18 protein-coding genes are annotated in these 21,478 nt (G+C 49.6%); 13 read left to right on the forward strand and 5 right to left on the reverse strand.

The genetic code is table 11. From position 1 onward, the window contains the following. The coding region (locus tag WC259_RS02830; protein WP_372643093.1) for an acyl-CoA carboxylase subunit beta at positions 1 to 966 on the reverse strand (966 nt) is incomplete at its 3' end. Between the two features lie 236 nt (positions 967 to 1,202). On the opposite strand from WC259_RS02830, the gene WC259_RS02835 reads away from it, so the two are divergent. The 7 genes from WC259_RS02835 to WC259_RS02865 all read left to right on the forward strand — a co-directional run bounded on the left by WC259_RS02835 (position 1,203) and on the right by WC259_RS02865 (position 6,214). Continuing rightward, positions 1,203 to 1,667, forward strand: a complete 465-nt coding sequence (locus tag WC259_RS02835) for an NAD(P)H-dependent oxidoreductase subunit E (protein WP_011308968.1) — start codon at positions 1,203 to 1,205, stop codon at positions 1,665 to 1,667. Positions 1,668 to 1,708: 41 nt separating this feature from the next. Next, entirely contained in the window at positions 1,709 to 2,068 is a 360-nt protein-coding gene (gene acpS / locus WC259_RS02840; protein ID WP_011308967.1) for a holo-ACP synthase, read from the forward strand. A 116-nt stretch (positions 2,069 to 2,184) separates the two neighbouring features. Beyond that, positions 2,185 to 2,940, forward strand: a complete 756-nt coding sequence (locus tag WC259_RS02845) for a YebC/PmpR family DNA-binding transcriptional regulator (RefSeq protein ID WP_011308966.1) — start codon at positions 2,185 to 2,187, stop codon at positions 2,938 to 2,940. A gap of 3 nt (positions 2,941 to 2,943) precedes the next feature. Then, positions 2,944 to 3,447, forward strand: a complete 504-nt coding sequence (ruvC, locus tag WC259_RS02850) for a crossover junction endodeoxyribonuclease RuvC (RefSeq protein ID WP_012984196.1) — start codon at positions 2,944 to 2,946, stop codon at positions 3,445 to 3,447. Next, the gene (ruvA, locus tag WC259_RS02855) at positions 3,444 to 4,028 is read left to right on the forward strand and encodes a Holliday junction branch migration protein RuvA (RefSeq protein WP_011308964.1); all 585 of its coding nucleotides are present in this window, start codon (positions 3,444 to 3,446) and stop codon (positions 4,026 to 4,028) included. Before ruvC ends, ruvA begins: the two co-directional genes overlap by 4 nt. Positions 4,029 to 4,073: 45 nt before the next feature. Continuing rightward, complete coding sequence (uvrB, locus tag WC259_RS02860; protein ID WP_015406945.1) at positions 4,074 to 6,068, forward strand: excinuclease ABC subunit UvrB; 1,995 nt, start codon at positions 4,074 to 4,076, stop codon at positions 6,066 to 6,068. Beyond that, complete coding sequence (locus WC259_RS02865; RefSeq protein ID WP_011928850.1) at positions 6,065 to 6,214, forward strand: hypothetical protein; 150 nt, start codon at positions 6,065 to 6,067, stop codon at positions 6,212 to 6,214. Before uvrB ends, WC259_RS02865 begins: the two co-directional genes overlap by 4 nt. Before the next feature lie 38 nt (positions 6,215 to 6,252). Here WC259_RS02865 and WC259_RS02870 read toward each other — a convergent pair whose 3' ends face one another. Genes WC259_RS02870 through WC259_RS02880 form a run of 3 tightly spaced genes read right to left on the reverse strand, consistent with a single transcriptional unit; the run spans position 6,253 to position 11,005 of the window. Next, the gene (locus tag WC259_RS02870; RefSeq protein ID WP_012984194.1) at positions 6,253 to 8,703 is read right to left on the reverse strand and encodes a DNA translocase FtsK; all 2,451 of its coding nucleotides are present in this window, start codon (positions 8,701 to 8,703) and stop codon (positions 6,253 to 6,255) included. A gap of 19 nt (positions 8,704 to 8,722) precedes the next feature. After that, the gene (locus WC259_RS02875; protein ID WP_011308960.1) at positions 8,723 to 10,378 is read right to left on the reverse strand and encodes a ribonuclease J; all 1,656 of its coding nucleotides are present in this window, start codon (positions 10,376 to 10,378) and stop codon (positions 8,723 to 8,725) included. Between the two features lie 6 nt (positions 10,379 to 10,384). Then, positions 10,385 to 11,005 carry a uracil-DNA glycosylase family protein gene (locus WC259_RS02880; protein WP_015406944.1) on the reverse strand — a complete coding sequence of 207 codons (621 nt, stop codon included), beginning with the start codon at positions 11,003 to 11,005 and terminating at the stop codon, positions 10,385 to 10,387. Between the two features lie 133 nt (positions 11,006 to 11,138). On the opposite strand from WC259_RS02880, the gene glyA reads away from it, so the two are divergent. From glyA to WC259_RS02910, 6 genes are all read left to right on the forward strand, one after another. Next, positions 11,139 to 12,386: a serine hydroxymethyltransferase gene (gene glyA / locus WC259_RS02885; protein WP_011308958.1), complete on the forward strand. Its 1,248-nt coding sequence runs from the start codon at positions 11,139 to 11,141 to the stop codon at positions 12,384 to 12,386. Positions 12,387 to 12,401: 15 nt separating this feature from the next. Next, positions 12,402 to 13,376 carry a ribose-phosphate pyrophosphokinase gene (locus tag WC259_RS02890; RefSeq protein WP_011308957.1) on the forward strand — a complete coding sequence of 325 codons (975 nt, stop codon included), beginning with the start codon at positions 12,402 to 12,404 and terminating at the stop codon, positions 13,374 to 13,376. 3 nt (positions 13,377 to 13,379) lie between these two features. Then, the gene (secA, locus tag WC259_RS02895) at positions 13,380 to 16,238 is read left to right on the forward strand and encodes a preprotein translocase subunit SecA (protein WP_119215455.1); all 2,859 of its coding nucleotides are present in this window, start codon (positions 13,380 to 13,382) and stop codon (positions 16,236 to 16,238) included. Positions 16,239 to 16,262: 24 nt separating this feature from the next. Next, a complete protein-coding gene (locus WC259_RS02900; RefSeq protein ID WP_012984189.1) occupies positions 16,263 to 16,946 on the forward strand; it encodes a hypothetical protein in 684 nt (227 codons plus the stop codon). A 102-nt stretch (positions 16,947 to 17,048) separates the two neighbouring features. Continuing rightward, entirely contained in the window at positions 17,049 to 17,747 is a 699-nt protein-coding gene (locus WC259_RS02905; protein ID WP_011308954.1) for a response regulator transcription factor, read from the forward strand. Beyond that, positions 17,728 to 18,801, forward strand: a complete 1,074-nt coding sequence (locus tag WC259_RS02910) for a PAS domain S-box protein (protein WP_011308953.1) — start codon at positions 17,728 to 17,730, stop codon at positions 18,799 to 18,801. Before WC259_RS02905 ends, WC259_RS02910 begins: the two co-directional genes overlap by 20 nt. Here WC259_RS02910 and WC259_RS02915 read toward each other — a convergent pair. Further along, positions 18,798 to 21,440 (reverse strand): valine--tRNA ligase, encoded by a 2,643-nt coding sequence (locus WC259_RS02915; RefSeq protein WP_372643105.1) that lies wholly within the window; start codon positions 21,438 to 21,440, stop codon positions 18,798 to 18,800. The two genes, WC259_RS02910 and WC259_RS02915, sit on opposite strands and share 4 nt — an antisense overlap. Positions 21,441 to 21,478: the final 38 nt, after the last annotated feature.

A 21,478-nucleotide genomic window follows, 5' to 3' on the forward strand; every position in this document is an offset into this window, starting at 1 on the left:
ACCCGCAGGCTGCCCGCCCATCCGCACAAAACCGACAATTATATTCTGGGCATAATTTTTGTGAACCTCAAAAAATTCTTTTTCATCAGCTACTTCGGTGATAACCTTTTTCATATCGTAAGCCCGTTTGGGATTGTCCGGTATTATATCCCTCAGATCACGGGTCTTGCGTTCCTCGTTGTCCTTGTTTTTACCCCGTGGAGGTTTCTCGCGGTTGCTCTGGGGCAAAAAACCCATCAGCTCTCTAACCTGCTCAAAACACTCTTTTTCATTTTCGCACAGGAAATGGGCTACCCCGCTTTTCTTGGCGTGGATTTCAGCCCCACCCAATGCTTCATGACTTATATCTTCACCCGTTACCGTTTTAATAACATCCGGCCCGGTGATATACATCTGGCTTATGCCCTTGACCGCAAAGATAAAGTCTGTCAGGGCCGGGGCATAGACTGCCCCGCCGGCACTGGGGCCCACCACTATCGAAATCTGGGGAATAACCCCGCTGGCAATAGTATTCCTAAGGAGTATATCACCCACCCCGCTCAGGCTGGCAACACCCTCCTGTATGCGGGCACCGCCTGAGTCATTTATAGCAATAAGCGGCGCACCTGCCCGAATAGCCATATCTATTACCTGGGCTACTTTCTGGCCTACTACTTCAGAGATAGAGCCGCCCAGAACAGTGAAATCCTGCGAATAGGTAAACACCAGCCGCCCGTTTACCAGACCACTGCCGGTTACCACCGCATCTCCCGCATTCCGCTGTTTTTCCAGCCCAAAATCACGGCAACGGTGGGAGGCAAAAGCCCCCAGTTCATTAAATGTCCCTTTGTCAAAGAGCAATTCTATACGTTCACGGGCAGTTAACTTGCCCCGCTTATGCTGAGCTTCTATTTTGGCTTCTCCGCCGCCCATTTCCGCCTGCTTTTTAAGGCGGTTCAGGTTGTCAAGTTGATCCTGTACAGCCACACACTTCCTCCACCCAAAACTCCCGTAATGATAACACAGCCCACTATCAAGGGCAACTGAACTCACGTTTGTATTGTACGTAGATACAGGGGTAAACTGCCCTTAAGTACATCCATATATGCCGTAAGTATTAGTACTTATTTTTACCAAATCCGTTGCTTATCAAACTTTGTTTGGGATATACTTTTAATCAAGGGTAATCCGTGCCGGCCAAGTAAATCTTGCGGAGGTGCATTATGGACAAACCCGTAAACAAAACCTACACCCCCGTACTCTCCCTGTACGAAGCAAAAAAGGAAAACCTTATCCCCATCCTGCTGGCCTTCCAGCGCAATTTTTCTTACCTTTCCCGTGACATGATGCAAAAAGTAGCCGCTTACGTTGGCGTACCGGAAAGCTCTGTTTACAATATTGCCACTTTTTACAGCCAGTTCAGGCTTGAGCCACCGGGAATACACCGGGTGCATGTTTGCCGCGGAACAGCCTGCCATGTGATGGGGGCTGAAAGGCTGCTTCGGAATATTGAAAAACGGCTGGGCATTAAAGCCGGTGAAACCACCCTTGATAATGAAATAAGCCTGGATACTATCAATTGTGCCGGTATTTGCGGTCTGGCACCTACCCTTGAGGTGGACGGCAAACTCTATACCCGCCTTAATGGCAGCAGCTTAAACCGCATACTGGGCAAGAAGAAAAGATAAACCTCGCCAAGGGGTTTAACAGCGGTTATAATAAAACCGTTATGCTTTACACCGGTACAGATATTATTGAAATCCGCCGCATCAAAGCGGCTGAAGCCCGCTGGGGCGAACACTTTTTAAACCGCATATTCACCCCGGCTGAATTATCTTTATGTAAAGACCGCTTCCCCTCACTGGCAGCCCGTTTTGCCGCTAAAGAAGCGGTAATAAAGGTACTCAGCCTGCCTAAAAACCAAAGCTACACAGAGATTGAAACCCTGAACCTGCCTGAAGGCCAGCCGTCAGTCAATCTGTACGGGCAGGCACGGGATAAAGCCAATATCCTTGGTATCAAACACCTGTCTATCAGCTTGTCTCACTGCCGCGAATATGCCATTGCAATGGTAGTTGCCCAAGACTGATAGAATTACGCTAAACCCGCAAATAATTTAACTTTTACATTATGTTCAAACACTTTATACCAAATTATAAAAAGTGCTAGAATGGTAGCAGCTAGACAAAACAGGAGAAACAACATATGTCGGGACATTCCAAGTGGGCTACCATAAAGCATGCCAAGGGGGCGGCTGATGCCAAACGTGGCCAGCTGTTTACCAAGCTTTCACGAGAAATCATCTTCGCCGCCAAGCAGGGTGGTCCCAGCCCCGAAGGGAATGCCCGACTCCGCCTAGCCATACAAAAAGCCAAAGACAGCCGCATGCCTTCCGATAATATTGAACGAGCCATTAAAAAAGGCTCCGGCGAACTGGAAGGAACGACTGTCATTGAAATGATTCTGGAAGGCTACGGGCCCGGAGGTGTTGCCGTACTGGTAAACGGTATGAGCGACAACCGCAACCGCACAGTTTCAGATGTCCGCCACATGTTCTCCAAAGGCGGCGGCAGTTTGGCCGAATCAGGGGCTGTATCCTGGATATTTGAAGCCAAAGGGGTTATCGGAGTGGAAACCGCCGGACTGGATACTGATGAACTGTCTCTAAAAGCCATAGACATGGGGGCGGAAGACGTAAACACAGATGAAGGCTACATGGAAATCTATACAGCCATGCCGGATATGGAAAAAATCCGCCAGCAGCTGGAAACACAGGGCGTAACCATAGATTCAGCCGAAATAAATATGGTACCCAAGAATACCGTGAAGCTGGACGAAGAAACCGCCATGCAGGTTTTAAAGCTTCTGGACAAGCTGGAGGAACTGGATGACGTCCAGACTGTATCCTCCAATGCAGATTTTGACCCCGAAGTAGTGGAGAAATACCACTCCCAGGCTTAATTTATGAGAATATTGGGAATAGACCCCGGTACACTGGTGGTTGGTTACGGCATTATTGAGGCTGCAAATGACGAACTGACCTTGGTCGGTTTTTCCAGTTTGACACCCCCAGCTTGCGCACCTATACCCCAGCGTCTGGCTTACATATATAAAGGTTTGGTAGAGGTAATCGAACTGTACCAGCCTGATGAAGTAGCAGTAGAAAGCCCGTTTGCAGATAAAAATATTAAGAGTGCATTAGCTATCGGCAAAGCTCAGGCAGTAGCCCTGCTGGCAGCCGCCAACCACAGCCTGCCGGTGACCGAATACAGCCCGGCCTGTATAAAAAGCCGGGTAGCCGGCTCCGGCAATGCCTCCAAAGAGCAGATACAGGAAATGGTACGCCTGCTCTTAAATCTGGCCGAGATTCCCCAACCCAATGACGCCGCTGATGCTCTGGCAGTAGCTATCTGCCATCATAGCGAAAGGGCTTTTACAAATATAATCTCACAGGGAGACTTAACATGATTTCAAGCCTGAACGGTATTCTGGAAGCCAGCGGCAAAGACTGGGCAGTAATAAATGTCTCAGGGGTAGGTTTTCGCTGTTATATGCCCGCCACTTCTCCCGCCCTTATCGGCGGGCTGGGGCAGAGAGTACGGGTATTTACCCACCTGCACGTCCGTGAAGATGCCCTGTCCCTGTTCGGTTTCGCCACAACCGAGGAACTCTCCCTGTTTGAAACCCTAATAGACGTAAGCGGCATAGGCCCTAAACTGGGCTTGGCTATGCTTTCGGTTATGAATGCCGAAGCCTTGGCTTCAGCCATAATAAGCGGCAACGCAGAGCTACTCTCCACCATACCGGGCATAGGCAAAAAAACCTCCAGCCGCATTATTCTGGAACTGAAGGACAAGATAGCCAAAAACTGGGAGGCAGGGGTACTCAGCCAGGTTACCGAAGCCAATTCAGATATTTTAGCTACCCTGACCGCTCTGGGGTACTCCTCAAGCGAAGCCGCCAAAGCCATCTCCAGTTTGGGGGATAACGGTGACCTGCCTCTGGAAGAACGGATAAAACTGGCACTAAACTACTTTAACAACAAGTAACATTTGTAGATTGCCCTGCCCCACTCAAAAGTTTATAATTTTGGTATGCCATCTTTCAAAATAGTCTCAGATTTTGCACTTACCGGTGACCAGCCCCAAGCAGTGGAAAAACTGGCTGAGGGACTGGTAAGCGGGCTTACAGACCAGACCCTGCTGGGAGTGACCGGCTCAGGCAAAACCTTTACCATGGCTAACGTTATAGCCAGAGTAAACCGCCCCACCCTGATAATCAGCCACAACAAAACTCTGGCCGCCCAGCTCTATTCAGAAATGAAAGAATTCCTGCCCGAAAACTCGGTGGAATACTTTGTCAGCTATTATGATTATTACCAGCCTGAAGCTTATGTCCCCCAAAAGGACATGTACATTGAGAAAGATTCAGATATAAACGAGGAGATTGATAAACTCCGTCATGCCGCTACCCGTGCCCTTTTTGAACGCCGGGATGTGGTTATCGTAGCCTCGGTTTCCTGCATATACGGTTTGGGCGAACCGGAAGAATACCGCAGTTTTGTACTCCCTTTGAAAAAGGGCCAATCTTTCCGGCGTGACCTTATCCTGCGGCGTCTGGTAGATATGCAGTACGAACGGAATGACCTTGATTTCTCCCGCGGCAAATTCCGCCTGCGGGGAGATACTCTGGAAATTCAGCCGGCTTACGAAGAACTGGCACTCAGGGTGGAATTCTTCGGTGATGAAATAGAACGGATAGTCAGCCTTGACCCGGTAAGCGGCGAACTTCTGGCTGATATAGAAGAGATAAATATCTACCCCGCCAAGCATTTTGTGACCTCAGCCGAAAAAATGGCTGAGGCCACAAAGAGCATTCAAGCCGAGCTTGAAGACCGCCTGAAGGAACTGGAAGCCGAAGGCAAGATGCTGGAAGCCGCCCGCCTGAAGCAACGAACCAATTATGATTTGGAGATGATGGAACAGGCAGGATATTGCTCAGGGGTGGAAAACTATTCCCGTCATCTGGCAGGGCGAAAAGCAGGCAGTGCCCCTTGGACACTACTGGATTATTTCCCGGAAGATTTTCTGCTGATAGTTGACGAGTCCCATATGAGCCTCCCCCAGATACGGGGTATGTACGCCGGAGACTCCGCCCGTAAAAAAACTCTGGTGGACTACGGCTTCCGCCTGCCGTCAGCTATGGATAACCGCCCCTTGAGCTTTGATGAGTTTAAAGCCAGAGTCAAACAGGCTATTTATGTATCAGCCACACCCGGCCCGTATGAAAAAGAACACTCCCTGCAGGTAGTGGAGCAGCTGGTACGCCCCACCGGTCTGCTTGAACCGGTCATGACGGTAAAACCCACCGTCGGGCAGATAGATGACCTGCTGGAAGAAGTAAAAAAACGGGTAGCGAAAAATGAACGGGTGCTTATCACTACCCTTACCAAAAAGATGTCTGAAAAGCTGGCTGATTATCTGGTAGAAATGGGAGTAAAAACCCATTACCTGCACTCCGAGGTAGATACTCTGGAACGGATAGAAATACTCCGTGACCTGCGTCTGGGGGTTTATGACGTAATAGTGGGCATAAATCTGCTCCGCGAAGGATTAGACCTGCCTGAAGTCAGTCTGGTGGCCATACTGGATGCCGACAAAGAGGGATACCTTCGGTCTGAACAGGCACTTATCCAGACTATGGGACGGGCTGCCCGCCATGTGGACGGGCAAGTAATAATGTACGCAGATAAAATAACCGGGTCTATGCAGCGTGCCATGGATGAAATTATCCGCCGCCGTAAAATACAGGAAGATTATAACCGCCTGCACAATATTACCCCGCAGGGTATCCGCAAGGCTATCAAGGATATAAATGAACGTATCCGCTCGGTCACAGCCGAAGTCAGCGGCCCGGAGTTCAGACCCACCCCCACCCTCAGGGAAGATATTGCCCGTTTGATAAAAGAACTGGAAAGCCAGATGAAAAAAGCGGCTAAAAATCTGGAGTTTGAACGGGCAGCCCTTATCCGTGACCGGGTGGTGGAACTGCGTGCCGCACTTGAAATAGACCCGCTGGGCAGAAAATGAAAGACCCGAATAAGACACCCCAGACCCGTCAGGAACAACGTGAACAAAGGCTGCTAAGCCGCCGTAAACAGATGGCCCAGCACGGCAAAGGCCTTGCACAAGTTTACAAAGACGCAGTTGAAAAGAAAACCAAACAAAAGCCCTGAAATAATCAGGGCTTTTCTAATACTTTAAGCTGTATTACTTAATACTCATCTTTTGGTACTTCGGCTTTGCCGTCATCACCCTCAATAGCTTCCCGCAGTTCATCTGCCAAGCGAGCAGCTCTGGGGTAACCAATATGCATCTTCCTCTGCAGAAACGAGGCAGAAATAATATTGTTATGCTCTGAAATAAGTGCCATGGCCTCGTCAAACAGAGGGTCTTTGGTTCGGCTTTTTTGAGCCGGCGGCGGGGCGGTTATCTCCTCCACTTTCAAAGCTTCAGACGGAGAGATATCTTTCTGGTTGGTCCAAAAGTATATCAAGCGTTCACTTTCGGCGTCCGAAACATAACAGCCCTGCAGACGTTTGGGTTTAGCAGCCTCGGTAGGCATGTAAAGCATATCACCCCGCCCCAGCAGTTTTTCCGCACCCACCATATCCAAAATAGTCCGCGAGTCTACCTGTGAGGTAACCGCAAAACTGATACGGGTGGGAAAGTTAGCCTTAATAAGCCCGGTGATGACATCTACTGACGGGCGTTGGGTAGCCACTACCAGGTGGATACCCACAGCTCTGGCCATCTGAGCCAAGCGGCAAAGGATGTGTTCAACCTCATCAAAACCGGCCATCATCAGATCTGCCAGTTCGTCTATAATCAGTACAATAAAAGCCATTCGGTCAGAACCAACACGGGTCTTGTTGTAACCCTCAATATTGCGTGAACCGGCTGCCGCCAGTGTCTGATAACGTCGGTCCATCTCAGCCGCCAGCCAGCGCAGGGCAGACAGAGCTTTTTCCACGTCTACAATTACCGGTGTAGCCAGATGAGGCAAACCGTTAAATGGGGTAAGTTCCACCCTTTTGGGGTCAATCATAATAAACTTCACGCTTGCAGGCGTATTGTTCAGCAACATACAGCATATAATGGAGTTCAGGCAGACTGTTTTACCTGAACCGGTAGCACCGGCAATAAGCAAATGGGGCATCTTGGTCAGGTCACCGGAAACAGCCTCACCGCCCGCACCTTTACCCAAAGCCAAAGCCAGTGGTGAGCGAGCCAGTATCTTCTGGAAAGTGTTAGTCTCCATAACGCTCCGCATGGATACCACCCCGAAAGAAGTGTTAGGTACTTCGATACCTACTATAGATTTACCCGGCACAGGGGCTTCTATGCGTAAACTGGGTGCGGCCAGAGCCAGTGCCAGATCGTTTGCCAAAGAGGCAATACGGTCAACCTTGACCCTTGTCTTGGAAACCTCCACTTGCCGGGAAGTAGTCTCCCCGTCCTTATCACGTTCTTTTATTTCTTTAAATTTGCGGTCCCAGCCCGGTTCCACCCCGAATTGGGTAACAGTAGGTCCGGCATTTATCTGGATAACCTTGCCCTCCACCCCATAACTGGCCAAAGCATCTTCAATAGCCCGTGCCCGCTGAAGATTATCCGCTTCCGAAAAACCTATTTCGGTAGTTTTATCCAGCATTTCTATAGGCGGCAATTTCCAGCCGTCCATCTCTACCAAACCCTCAGCCTCGCCATATTTCTTCCAGACTTCGGAAGCCACCTGCCTGCGGTCAGCGTCCGAACGGTCATCAGCCGGTTTGGGTTCTCTGGCAGTATTTTCCGCCGGCATATTGGGAAGCTCTGTCTGGGGAGCAGTTTTAGCTGCCAGAGGGTTTTTAATCTCTATTACCCGTGATTCGGTTTTGCCGAATGAGGGCAGTTTTATAGATGGAAGTTCTATCTTCGAGGCAGGTTTTGTGTTAGCTAACCTGCGGACAGGTTCACCCATATCAGGACTGATACTGTCTTCGTGACCACCAAATACCGGACGGCTGACTACCGTACGGTCAAGCCGGGCTACTTCAGGCATATTAGAACGGCGGGAGGGTCTGAAAATACCTTTGAAAAGTCCACTCAGGCTTTTCCAGACTGCACCCGGAGCTAAAAGTATGATTCCCAGCACAATCAGAGCCAGTACCCGCATAAATCCGTTTACATCGGTTTTGCCGCCCAGTATGCCTAAGCCTATGTCACCGCCGGCATCCATCATACCCAGCATACCCCAAGCCGCTAGAATAAGCACCACCCCGCCCAGCCATTTGTTCCAAAGATTCAGACGGTAACGGTTAGCCCATTCAGACATCTGGTCAAACCTAAGAGCCACAATGGCAATAATAATACCCAAAAGAACAAGCAACAGCCCCCAGCCAAACAGGCCGGCCGTACCACTGCCGAAATTGGCAAAAAAGTCTGTCACGCCTTCCCATTGCCAGACCACAAAGGCCATAGCCGAAGCTACCAGCATAACCCAAAGCCAAGACGCTCCTCCCTTGGCGGGAGTGCTTGAAAAAGCCTTCTTTGAGGCGATTTTTTTGGTCTTGCTACGCACAAGGGCAGGTTTCTTACGCTTGCTTGCAGTTATCTTAGCCGGGGTTTTTGCCCTTGGCCTTGCATTCCGCAGGGTTTCTCTGGGATCTTCTTTTTTAGGCATATCAACCTCGTCTACAAACCTACACTTTTACCATAACCGGGATAACCATGGGACGCCGTTTAGTCTGCTCGTAGTAAAACTTGTTCAGCGTTTCTTTAACATCATTATACATAGCCCCCTCGGGAATATCCTTACCGTCATGGTCAAGCAGCTTGATTATAAGGTCACGACTGGCATCCAGCATAGCTTTAGATTCATCAGGATCAACAAATCCCCTGGAAACAATATCCGGCCTGCCCACCAGCATACCGGTTTGCTTGTTAATAGCCACAATTGCCACTACGATACCGTCCTGTGAAAGCATACGGCGGTTGCGGAGTACCACCCCGCCCACATCACCCACACTCAAACCATCTACGTAGACATTGCCGGACGGGACTTTGCCCGTAATACGACCGGACTTGGTATTTAACTCCAGTATATCCCCGTCTTCCATGACAAAGGCATTTTCCGGAGCAACACCCATAGTCCGGGCAAGCTCGGCATGCATGGTCAGGTGGCGGTATTCGCCATGCACGGGCACAAAGTACTTGGGTTTGACCAGATTGAGTACCAGCTTCAGTTCTTCCTGACTGGCATGCCCGTGCACATGTACTTTGGCTATTCGGTCATAAAACACTTTGGCCCCTTGGCGGAAAAGGCTGTCTATGGTACGGCTTACCAGTGATTCATTGCCGGGTATGGGGGACGCCGAAATAATTACGGTATCCCCTTTCATTATGTGGACATGGCGGAAATCACGGTTGGCTATACGAACAAGGGCAGAGGTAGGTTCACCCTGAGAACCGGTAGTCATCAAAACCACTTTCTCCGGGGGTACACGCTGAAGCTGCTCTATATTGCATACCAGACCTTCAGGCACTTTAAGGTAGCCCAAATCGGTAGCCATTTTGTGAATTTCAGTCATGCTGCGGCCGGCAAAAAAGAGCTTGCGCCCGTATTTGGCAGCGGCATCAATAACCTGCTGCTGGCGGGAAATAAGCGAAGCAAAGGTGGTAACCAGTACCCGCCCCGTAGCCGCCCCGATAATACGGTCGATGTTTTCGCCCACCACTGTTTCAGAGGGGGTATAACCGGGCAGTTCCACATGGGTGGAGTCTGACATAAGGAGCAGCACTCCCCGTGCACCCAGCATAGCCAAACGTGACAGATTGGTAGGTTTGCCGTCTACCGGCGTATAGTCCAGTTTGAAATCACCGCTGTGGACTACCGCCCCGATAGGCGTCTGGATAACCAGTCCCACCGAATCCGGCAGACTGTGGCAGACCGGATAGAAGTCTACTTTGAGTTTACCCAGCTTGAAAGTACCGTCAGACGGGATAACATTTATCTTGGTCTGGTGGAGCAGTTTGGCTTCCTTCAGCTTTACCGAAATAAGCCCTTGGGTAAGTTTAGTACAATAAATAGGTACATTTATCTGGGGAAGTATATAGGGTAACGCCCCTATATGGTCTTCATGTCCGTGGGTAATTACAATACCCCGTACTTTTTCACGGTTTTCCAGTACATATGAAATGTCGGGTATTACCAAATCTATACCCAGCATTTCTTCTTCGGGGAACATAAGCCCGCAGTCTATCAGGATGATGTCTTCCCCATATTCTACAGACATCATATTCTTGCCTATCTCACCCAGGCCACCCAGAGGTACAATCTTAAGTTTAGGTTTTGCCATACTTCATCAGAACAGGCCTAACTGCCGGGTTGGAGGTTCTTTGGGAACTAAAAGCGCCTCGGCACATTTCAGTTCTTCAAGCAACCCCGGTATCCGGAGCATATCCTGTTCAATCTCCTTACGTAAGCCCCCCTGGTGCAGGGCTGCGGCCGGGTGGTACATAGGATAATAAATTATCCCGTCCCGTCTCATCGGCTGACCATGAATTTTACTTATGGTAATACCGGTGAAGTACCTGGCCATAGAAAACCTGCCCAGAGTGACTATGATTTTTGGTTTTATTATTTCTATCTGGCGGTCCAGAAAATTGCAACAGGCAGAAATCTCGTCCGGCAGGGGGTCACGGTTGCCCGGCGGACGGTCTTTAACTACATTGGTAATATACACATCTTCCCGCGTAAGCCCTATAGAGCAGATAAGCTCTGTCAGGAATTTGCCGGCTGCACCTACAAAGGGACGCCCCTGCTGGTCTTCGTTAAAACCGGGGGCTTCGCCAATAAACATAATTTTGGCATCGGCATTCCCTTCACCGGGGACAGAACAGGTACGGGTAGTATGAAGGTTACAACGTACACAACGGGCTATTTCTATATATATGCCCTTGAGTAATTCTTCTTTATCATGCATTATATTATTTATCTGACATCTAGCTGCCTAATAGGGTTATGATAACACTGTCAATATGTCAAGTCAATTTGATATAATATCCCTTGCGTTGTAGACTTACGCTGATTGTTTTTTTACACCTGAAAGGAGAGCCATGAGCTTTTTAAAGACCTCGGATCCGGCAGTTTATAATGCCATAATGCAGGAAACCACCCGCCTGAAAGAAACAATTGACCTCATAGCTTCAGAAAACTATACCAGCAAGGCTGTTTTGGAAGCTCAAGGTTCAGTTTTCACCAATAAATACGCCGAAGGATACCCCGGCAAACGATATTACGCAGGCTGTGAATACGCAGACGCCGTAGAGGAACTGGCTATAGACAGGGCAAAGACCCTGTTCCATGCCGAACATGCCAACGTTCAGCCCCATTCCGGGGCTCAGGCTAATATGGCCGCCTATTTCGCCATGGTAAAACCCGGTGATACCATAATGGGACTTACCCTTTCCCACGGCGGACACCTGACCCATGGTTCAAAGGTCAATTTTACCGGCAAGCTTTACCATGTAATTGAGTACGGGCTGAATGCCGAAACCGAGCGGATTGACTATGATAATCTGGAAAAACTGGCTATGGAACATCGCCCCCGCATGATTGTGACCGGTGCTTCAGCCTATCCCCGAATACTGGATTTTGAACGTTTCAGGGCTATCTGTGACAAGGTGGACGCCAAACTGATGGTGGATATCGCCCATATTGCCGGTCTGGTAGCCGCCGGGCTTCATCCTTCACCAGTGCCATACGCTGATGTGGTTACCTCTACCAGCCATAAAACCCTGCGCGGCCCGCGCGGCGGCTTTATACTCTGCAAAGAGCAATACGCCAAAGCTATTGACCAGGCAGTATTTCCGGTAATGCAGGGCGGACCTCTTATGCAGGTAGTTGCCGCTAAAGCAGTGGCTTTTCAGGAAGCCATGCAGCCCGGTTTTGTCACTTACCAGAAAAAAACTCTTGAGAATACCCAGGTAATGGCTGAGGAACTACGCAAGCTGGGACTCCGCCTGGTTTCAGGCGGTACCGACAACCATCTGGTATTGGTAGACTTAAGCCCCATAGGGGTAAACGGTTATGACGCCCAGCTGGCACTGCGCAGAGCCGGCATTGTAATCAACCGCAATACCGTACCCTTTGCCGAAAACCAAACTGCCAACGTACCGGCAGGCATACGCCTGGGCTGCCCGGCAGCAACCAGCCGCGGATTTGGTCCGGCTGAAATCCGCCAGACTGTTGGCTGGATTGGCAAGGTACTTAAAAACATAGGTAACGAAGACGTAGAAAAACAGGTACTGGCCGAGGTAATTCACCTCTGCCGCAAATTCCCTGTACCCGGCATAGATATATAAAAAGGGGGAACGGACGTGTTGGTGAACGGCAATTTGACAGAAGAACTGAAAATCTTCACCGGCAATGCAAATCCTGATCTGGCCAAGGCGGTAGCAGAATACCTGAAGGTTCAGATGGGCAAATGCGAAGTTTTCCAGTTTTCAAACGAAAACATATTCGTCCGCATACAGGAAAGCGTCCGCCAGAAAGATGTCTACGTTATCCAACCAACCTGCTCACCCGTAAACCAGAGCATTATGGAACTGCTTATTATGATGGACGCCCTGAAACGGGCTTCGTCAGAGAGAATTACCGCAGTTTTGCCTTATTACGGTTATGGCCGTACTGACAAAAAAGACCAGCCCAGAGTACCCATTACCGCCCGTTTGGTAGCCGACCTTTTGACCACCGCCGGTGCCAGCCGTATACTGACCGTAGACCTGCATGCCCCCCAGATACAGGGCTTTTTCAATATGCCGGTTGACGAACTGACCGCTGAAAACCTGCTGGCTAACTATTTCAAGAAAAAGAACATAAAGGATTTGGTGGTCGTAGCCACAGATGTAGGCATCTCCAAAAAAGCCCGTGACTTTGCCGCCAAACTGGATGCCCCTCTGGCGATTATTGAAAAAAGACGCATGGGCAATAACGACATAACCAGAACCATAAATATCATCGGTGATGTAGAGGGTAAAAACGCCCTGACCTTTGACGATGAAATAGATACTGCCGGCTCACTGGTAGGCAACGTAAATATACTTATAAGCAAAGGGGTGAAAGAAGTATATTCCTGTGCCACCCACCCGGTGCTTTCCGGCCCGGCTATCCAGCGCATTGCCACCTCCCCCATAAAGGAACTGGTGGTAACTGACTCAATACCCCTCACTCCCCAGAAAAAAATAGATAAAATAACTGTTCTTTCCATCGCTCCTCTCATCGGTGAGGCTATTTACCGGATACATACCGGTAATTCCATCGGAGAGATGTACGATCAGATGCAAATGGAGTAAACCATGTTTAAATTCTTTTCCAGCTTCGGAGACTCAAACGAAAAAGAGATCCGGGCACTTGAACCGCTGGTAGACAAAATAAACCAGCTTGAAAACTCATTCACCACCCTGAGTGACGAAGCCCTAAAGGCTAAAACCATTGAATTCAGGGCACGCCTGAAAGATACTTTTGAAACTACTACGGCAGGTATTCAGGAAGATATAACCAGTACCACTGCTGAACTAGCCGAAGCCCAGAAGATAGCCGACAACAGCAAACAAAGCCGCCTTAAAGCCAAACTGGAGTCTTTAAATAAAGACCTTTCCGCTAAAGAGAATACCGCTCTGAACGGAATACTCCCTGAAGCCTTTGCCGCTGTCAGAGAAGCTTCCCGCCGGACTATCGGCCTAAGGCATTATGATGTTCAGCTTATCGGCGGTATGGTACTCCACCACGGCAAGATAGCCGAAATGCGTACCGGTGAAGGTAAAACACTGGTTGCTACCCTGCCCCTCTATCTTAATTCCCTGCTGGGAAAAGGCGTGCATCTGGTAACTGTGAATGATTATCTGGCCAGACGTGATGCCTACTGGATGGGACCTGTTTACCACGCACTGGGGGTTAGCGTTTCCAGTATTTATCCCATGCAAACCCCTACTGAAGAACTGCCTTCACGCCTGTTTGACCCTGACTATACCTCGGAAATACCCGGTGACCCGTGGACGCACTTCCGCCCCATCTCACGGCAAGAGGCCTATAAAGCGGATATTACTTACGGAACTTCTACCGAATTCGGTTTTGATTACCTGCGTGACAACCTGCGGCCGGACCTTGCCCAGTGTGTTCAGCGGGATATGAACTATGCCATAGTAGATGAAATTGACAACCTGCTTATAGACGAAGCCCGTACACCTCTTATCATCTCCGCCCCGGATACCGAGGCAGGCAAACTGTACGATGTATTTGCCCGCCTGTCTCCCCGTTTGGTAGCCGTAAAAGACTATGAGATAAATGAGAAAGACCGCAATGCTGAACTGACCGAAGATGGTTGGGCAAATGTGGAGAAACTGCTTTCACGCGAAGGCGTCATGAAGGGCAACAGCCTGTATGACCCCCAGAATGCCCCGCTTATCCGCCACCTGCGAAATGCTCTTTCCGCCAAAGAGTTTTATAAGAAAGACCACCAGTATGTAGTCAAAGAAGGTGAAATTATCATTATTGATGAGTTCACCGGCCGCATGATGCTGGGACGGCGTTACTCCGAGGGCTTGCATCAGGCTATCGAAGCCAAAGAACATGTAAAGGTACAGCAGGAAAGCAAGACCTATGCCACGGTAACCATTCAAAATCTGTTTCGCATGTATCGCAAACTTTGCGGCATGACAGGCACCGCCGCTACTGAAGCGGAGGAATTTTCCAAGATTTATAAACTGGAAGTGGTTATTATCCCCACTAACAAACCCGCCGTTCGTGAAGACTACGGCGACCAGATATATAAAGACCAATCCGCCAAATTCAAGGCCGTGGTCAATGAAATTGACGAAATGCGTAAACTGGGACGCCCGGTACTGGTTGGCACAGTTTCCATTGAAAACTCTGAAATGCTTTCAAACATGCTGAAAAGGCAAGGGATTGAACACAAGGTACTGAATGCCAAACAGCATGAAAAGGAAGCTCAGGTAGTAGCCGAAGCCGGCAAACCCGGTGCGGTAACTGTAGCTACCAACATGGCCGGACGCGGTGTAGATATACTGCTGGGTGGCAAAGAACCAACTAAAGATGACGCCAAAGTCTATAACGAGTGGCAAGCACACCACCAGCAGGTGCTGGAAGCCGGCGGTTTACACGTAATAGGTACAGAACGCCACGAATCCAGACGGATTGACAACCAGCTTAGGGGACGCTCAGGCCGACAGGGAGACCCCGGTTCTTCGCGGTTCTATGTAGCGCTGGATGATGATATTATGCGCCGGTTCGGCAGTGAACGCATACAGGGCATAATGGAATGGGCCGGCATGGACGAAAACACCCCCATAGAAAACGGTCTGGTCAGCCGCACTCTGGAAAATGCCCAAAAACGGGTGGAAGGGTACCATTTTGACGTACGCAAACACCTGGTGGAATATGATGACGTAGTAAACAAGCACCGCGAAGTCATCTATGCAGAACGCCGCAAGATACTCTCCGGGGCAGACCTGAAATCCAACATACTGGATATGATTCGGGAAGAAATAATAACCCAGACTGCCGAACATACCCGGGGATACGACTCTTCAGAATGGAATCTGGATGGGCTTGTCACCCACCTTAACGGCATTTTTACCCTGCCCGCCGAGATAAATGCAGAAGCGCTGGCTAAACTTTCTCAGGAAGAAATAACCGACCTGCTCACCCGCACTGCCGAAGAGCTTTACCAGAAAAAAGAAGATGAAACCGGAGCGGGCTCTATGAGACTGCTTGAACGGATTATCATGCTTCACACTCTGGATTCACTCTGGGTGGAACACCTGACCATTATGGAAAACCTGAGAAGGGAAATCGGCTTGCAGGCTTTTGCCCAGCGTGACCCCCTTATCGCCTATAAGAACGAAGGCCATGTACGTTTTCAGGAATTGCTGGAAACTATCAAACATGACGTAGTTCACAATATTTACCGGATTGGTATACAGATTCAGCATCAAACCGAATCGGCTACTGCCAAAGCTGCTTCCCGCCCGGTACAGCAGCAAAAACCCCTGCCCGCCGCACCCGCTGCGGCCATACCCGGCGTCTCTGCCAAAGCGGCTACTCAATCCACCACTCCCGCTGCCAAGGAAATAGGTAGAAATGACCCCTGCCCCTGCGGCAGCGGGAAAAAATACAAGAAATGCTGCGGCAAATAGCCACTTGGCAAACGGATAAATTAGTTGACTGAAATATTAAACGGACAAACCCCGGAATTGGTTATTGCCCGCCTCAGGGCAGCCATAGAAAAGGGGCAGGCGTGGTATCCTGCCCTGCTGGAAGCGGTAGCTGTCTGGCCGCTGGATAGCGAAGAATATGACGGCCGCCATTACCAGTATCTGATTGGCGGCGAAGCACTGGACCTGATACTCCTGTTTGAGCGCTTCAGCCGTGAACTGGAAGACCTCATACCCGCCCAAGAACGGGATAACCTTCTTTTCAAGGGGATTGCCCCGCAGGAGCTTACTGCTGATGAACTGCTGGCATTTCTGGGAGAAGTACGTTACCGCCAATACCTTAACTACTTTTACGGCATTACTGTAGAAGAAGCACTGCTGGTAGTTACCCAGAGTGACGTCCGCAAAGAACACCGTTCACTGGGAGTACGAAGGGAAGGCACGGTTATAGATGAAGCCTTTGTCCAGCTTTATGAACGTACCCATGACGAAATGCTGGACCAGTTCCGCCGTGAAAAACGTTACTCCAAAACCGGTACCATAAAAATCCATCAACTCAAAGAGTTTACCTACTGGCTGTTTAAATACCGACTGTTGCACAGCGAAAAAGCCAGAGTAGCTTCGGATACCAATAAATCTTTGAACTACCTCAAAAAATATGCCCGGCGGCTTCAGCAAAAATCCAACTAATTCGGTTAATTCAAGTATTTCACCAAATGATATATTGCTATAGTCCTAAAGATATAATACAATCATTTAACAGTACTAATTCCCCACTTACGGAGGCTTAACATGGCGAAAACCAAAGTCTTGATAGCTGATGATCATGCAGTCCTTAGGGAAGGTATGAGCCGATTGTTAAGTCAGGAAAAAGACATAGAAGTAATCGGCGAAGCCGGAGACGGGCAAGAAGCGGTTGATATGGTAGCCCAGCTCAAACCGGACGTAGTCCTTATGGACATAGTCATGCCCAGACTGACAGGGGTGGAAGCAACCAAACTTATCAAGAAAAATAACCCTTCCACCTGTATCCTAATACTTACGGCCTATAGTGATATCCGCTATATACTCGGTTTGCTTGAAGCCGGAGCCAGCGGTTACCTGCTGAAAAGTGCGAAAAGCGACGAGATTGTGGGGGCTATCAGAGCTATAAAAGCCGGCGAATCCGTACTGGATTCAGTTGCCACCCGAAAACTGCTGGAACGGGTAGTAAATGTGAGCAAGGAATCTGACGAAGATAAAGTCCGCGGCCAACTCTCCCCGCGTGAGATTGAAATACTCCAGCTGGCATCAAAAGGCCTGAGTAACCGCGAAATTGCTGATAAACTGACTCTGTCCATGCGGACAGTAAAAGCCCACCTTTCAAATATATTCAACAAAATGCGCTGCAGTTGCCGCACCGAAGCCATTGTCAAAGGCTTTCGCGAAGGTTATGTAATGCTGGAAGATGTACCTCAGGGGATAGACGGCTATGACCGAAACACGCTTTAAACCGCCGGCACTCTGCCACCGCTGCTTATTTGAAAATGCCTCTGATGCTATCTGGTTTTATGACCGGAAAGGGCATATTGTATATGCCAACCGGGCATCAGCCGAACTGACCGGTTATACCCGAACCGAGCTTAAACAGAAAAACCTGAAAGACCTGCTGACTACTGCCTCTGAATATGACCAGATAATGGATATGAATTCCCGTATAGCCGTTGGCGAAGAAGTAAAAATGCCTTACGAGCAAAAAATCCGCCGCCATGACGGCTCGGTGGCGGTACTGCGTATGGCAACTACACTGGTAAAATCAGCTGACGAAGTACTTGGTTTTCAAAACATAGCCCGTGATATTACCGAAGAACTTCGCCGCCAGCAAAACATGAAGTCATTCGTTCAGGATGTTATACGGGCACAGGAAGCTGAACGCAAGCGCATCTCCCGTGAACTCCATGACGAAGTAGCCCCCCTGCTTTTACTGCTGATGCAAAAGATAGATAATCTGAGCAAACAGTCTGAACGTGATATTGCAGACTGCAAACCCCAGCTTGACGCCCTGCGCACCCAGTCTGAAGAGGCACTTGAAAGCCTACGGCGGATAGCCCAAGATCTGCGTCCGCGTATACTTGATGACCTGGGGCTGATACCTGCTCTGGAATGGCTGACCGAGAAACTGGCACAGGACGGGCAGATACATACAGAATCAAACGTAAAAGGGCGTGAAGTAGAGCTGACAGCCGAAATCCAGCTGCTTATCTTCCGCATTGCCCAGGAAGCCTTTAATAATATCCGCAAACATTCGCTGGCCACCTGGGTCAGGCTGGAACTGGAATTCAAACCCAAAGCCATTTTACTGACCATTCAGGATAATGGAAAGGGGTTTAACCTTTCGGAACAGACTGATAATCTGGCTCAAAACGGCAAACTAGGGCTGGCAGGTATGCATGAACGCGCCCAGCTTATTGGCGGGCATATACATATACTTACCCACCCCGGACAGGGCACTACCGTAATTGCCGAAGTACCTACTACCAATCCGGATACAAAGCCGGCTTCCTAAGCTGATTTAAGGCGGCTTACTTTCTCTATATAACCTTCCAGCTTAATACGTTCCTTATCCACCACCGCCTGAGGCGCTTTGGCAAGGAACTGCTCATCTGAAAGCCGGGTAGAAAGCCGTTCTATCTGGATTTCCAGTTCGGAAATCTCCGCTTTTACCCGCTTGGCCTCTACCTCAAGGTCTACCATAGTGGACATGGGCACCACCACTTCAATTCCGTTTAGCACCAGAACCACCTCAGTGGCAGTAGACGCCCCGCTATAGTGGCCGGGCAGGATATTTACCGGTCTGGCGCGGGAAAGGGTCTCTACCGCCCCCAGGTAATTCCCAAGAACACTTGCCATATCCCCTGCATAAATATTCGCCTGTATATAGCGGGAGATTTCTACATTATGTTCTGCCCGCAGATTACGGAGCGAACGGACTATTTCAACCAGACTGCCCATAACGCTTTCAGCCTGTTCATCAAAACAGGTTTTATCTGCCGCCGGATAAGGGGCAACTATAATGTCCGTTTCCCGAAGAGATTCAGGCAGGTATGGCCTCAAATAACTCCAGAGTTCTTCAGTAATAAAAGGCATATAGGGGTGCAATAAACGCAAAATGCTGGAAAGAACCCTAACCAGTACCGGGCGGGGCGAGACAGACGCTTCATCACGCAGCCGTACTTTGGCAAGCTCTATGTACCAGTCACAAAATTCACCCCAGATAAAATCCTGCAAAACCCTCTGGGCTTCGCCAAACTGAAATTCCTCCATCAGGCGGGTGACATCTGCTGTCACCCTGTTCATACGGCTGATTATCCAGCGGTCTTCAAGGGGTAATTCAGCTTCTGGTGTAAGTTCTTTTGCCTCACCCAGATTCATTATGACAAAACGGCTGGCATTCCAGAGTTTATTGGCAAAGTTACGGGCGGCTTCAAGCTTGGTTTGCCCCAGCTTTGAGTCGTTGCCCGGAGAAGTACCGAAAGTAACTGCAAACCGCAAGGCATCTGTACCATACTGGTCAATAACCTTTAGCGGGTCTATTACATTCCCCTTGGTTTTGCTCATCTTTTCGCCCTTGTCGTCGCGTATCAAACCGTGCAGGTATACAGTACGGAAGGGCACCTCATTCATATCTTCCATACCCATTACAATCATGCGGGCCACCCAGAAGAAGATGATATCGTAAGCCGTTTCCATGACAGTACCTGGGTAAAAGCGTTTCAGGTCTTCGGTCTGGTCAGGCCAACCTAGAGTGGAATGCGGCCATAACCCGGATGAAAACCAGGTATCCAGCACATCAGGGTCTTGTTCCAGCTCGGTGCCGCCGCATTTGGGGCAGACTGTGGGATCCACCTTGGCAACTATCATCTCCCCGCAGGGACAGTACCAGACAGGTATGCGGTGCCCCCACCAGAGTTGGCGCGAGATACACCAGTCACGGATATTTTCCATCCAGTTTTGATAGACCTTGTTAAACCTTTCGGGCAGTATCTGAATACGCCCGCTGTTTACCGCCTCCAGAGCCGGTTTGGCTAAGGGTTCCATTTTCACAAACCACTGTTTGCTGACCATGGGTTCAATAACGGCACTGCAGCGCTGGCAATGCCCCACAGAGTGGGTGTAATCTTCTATCCTAAGCAGCAGACCCAGTGATTTCATCTCTGAAACCACATACTCACGGCAGGCTTTGGCAGTCATGCCACTGCACGGGCCGGCATTTTCATTCATAGTGGTATCACGGTTCTGAATGGTAATCATAGGCAGATTATGGCGAAGCCCCATTTCAAAGTCATTGGGGTCATGGGCAGGCGTAACCTTGACTGCACCCGTACCAAAAGCCATATCCACCGCTTCGTCTGCAATAACGGGTATGCGGCGGTTCATAATAGGTAAAACCACATTTTTGCCCACCATGCCTGCGTATCTGGTATCATCCGGGTGAATGGCAACTTCCGTATCCCCCAGCATGGTTTCAGGCCGGGTGGTTGCCACCGTTACAAACCCGCTTCCATCTTCCAGAGGGTAACGCAAGTGCCAGATATGCCCGGCTAAATCTTTGTGGTCTACCTCAAGGTCTGAAACAGCGGTACCACAACGGGGACACCAGTTGATTATTCGTTCACCTTTGTAAATAAGCCCTTTTTCATAAAGGTTGGTAAATATCTCACGTACAGCCTTGACCGGGCCTGCATCCAGAGTAAAGGTCTCCCGGTCCCAGTCACACGAAGCCCCCAGACGCATATGCTGATGGCGGATTTTTTCACGGCAGGGGTTAACCCACTCCCACATCTTCTCTAAAAAAAGTTCCCGTCCCAGCTGTTGGCGGGTTTTACCTTGCTTGGCCAGTTCCCGTTCCACTACTACCTGAGCGGCAATGCCGGCATGGTCTACACCCGGCAGCCATAAAGTCGGCTCACCCTGCATACGGTGCCAGCGGATCATGATATCTTCCAGCGTAGCAGTCAGGGCGTGCCCAAGGTGGAGCTCCCCGGTAACATTAGGCGGGGGCATGATTATAACAAATGGTTTCTTGTCTGAATTCGGGTTTGGCTTAAAGTAGCTCTTTTCCATCCAGTACTGATACCATTTTTTCTCAACCTCGGCGGCTTCATAAGCCTTAGCCATTTCAGGCAAATCGGAACACTGAGCCATACTAATTACCTCACAAACAGCGGCTAGATAACAACCCG

Origin of the sequence: Dehalococcoides sp. (assembly GCF_041654235.1) — a bacterium.
GTDB lineage: Bacteria > Chloroflexota > Dehalococcoidia > Dehalococcoidales > Dehalococcoidaceae > Dehalococcoides > Dehalococcoides mccartyi_B.

What these genes read in the sequence shown, in the direction of transcription:
- WC259_RS02905 (WP_011308954.1), top strand. Translation starts at nt 17,049, where the DNA reads ATGGCGAAAACCAAAGTCTTGATAGCTGATGATCATGCAGTCCTTAGG.
- WC259_RS02910 (WP_011308953.1), top strand. Translation starts at nt 17,728, where the DNA reads ATGACCGAAACACGCTTTAAACCGCCGGCACTCTGCCACCGCTGCTTA.
- uvrB (WP_015406945.1), top strand. Translation starts at nt 4,074, where the DNA reads ATGCCATCTTTCAAAATAGTCTCAGATTTTGCACTTACCGGTGACCAG.
- ruvA (WP_011308964.1), top strand. Translation starts at nt 3,444, where the DNA reads ATGATTTCAAGCCTGAACGGTATTCTGGAAGCCAGCGGCAAAGACTGG.
- WC259_RS02915 (WP_372643105.1), bottom strand. Translation starts at nt 21,440, where the DNA reads ATGGCTCAGTGTTCCGATTTGCCTGAAATGGCTAAGGCTTATGAAGCC.
- WC259_RS02875 (WP_011308960.1), bottom strand. Translation starts at nt 10,378, where the DNA reads ATGGCAAAACCTAAACTTAAGATTGTACCTCTGGGTGGCCTGGGTGAG.
- WC259_RS02880 (WP_015406944.1), bottom strand. Translation starts at nt 11,005, where the DNA reads ATGCATGATAAAGAAGAATTACTCAAGGGCATATATATAGAAATAGCC.
- ruvC (WP_012984196.1), top strand. Translation starts at nt 2,944, where the DNA reads ATGAGAATATTGGGAATAGACCCCGGTACACTGGTGGTTGGTTACGGC.
- secA (WP_119215455.1), top strand. Translation starts at nt 13,380, where the DNA reads ATGTTTAAATTCTTTTCCAGCTTCGGAGACTCAAACGAAAAAGAGATC.
- WC259_RS02835 (WP_011308968.1), top strand. Translation starts at nt 1,203, where the DNA reads ATGGACAAACCCGTAAACAAAACCTACACCCCCGTACTCTCCCTGTAC.
- WC259_RS02870 (WP_012984194.1), bottom strand. Translation starts at nt 8,703, where the DNA reads ATGCCTAAAAAAGAAGATCCCAGAGAAACCCTGCGGAATGCAAGGCCA.
- acpS (WP_011308967.1), top strand. Translation starts at nt 1,709, where the DNA reads ATGCTTTACACCGGTACAGATATTATTGAAATCCGCCGCATCAAAGCG.
- WC259_RS02845 (WP_011308966.1), top strand. Translation starts at nt 2,185, where the DNA reads ATGTCGGGACATTCCAAGTGGGCTACCATAAAGCATGCCAAGGGGGCG.
- WC259_RS02865 (WP_011928850.1), top strand. Translation starts at nt 6,065, where the DNA reads ATGAAAGACCCGAATAAGACACCCCAGACCCGTCAGGAACAACGTGAA.
- glyA (WP_011308958.1), top strand. Translation starts at nt 11,139, where the DNA reads ATGAGCTTTTTAAAGACCTCGGATCCGGCAGTTTATAATGCCATAATG.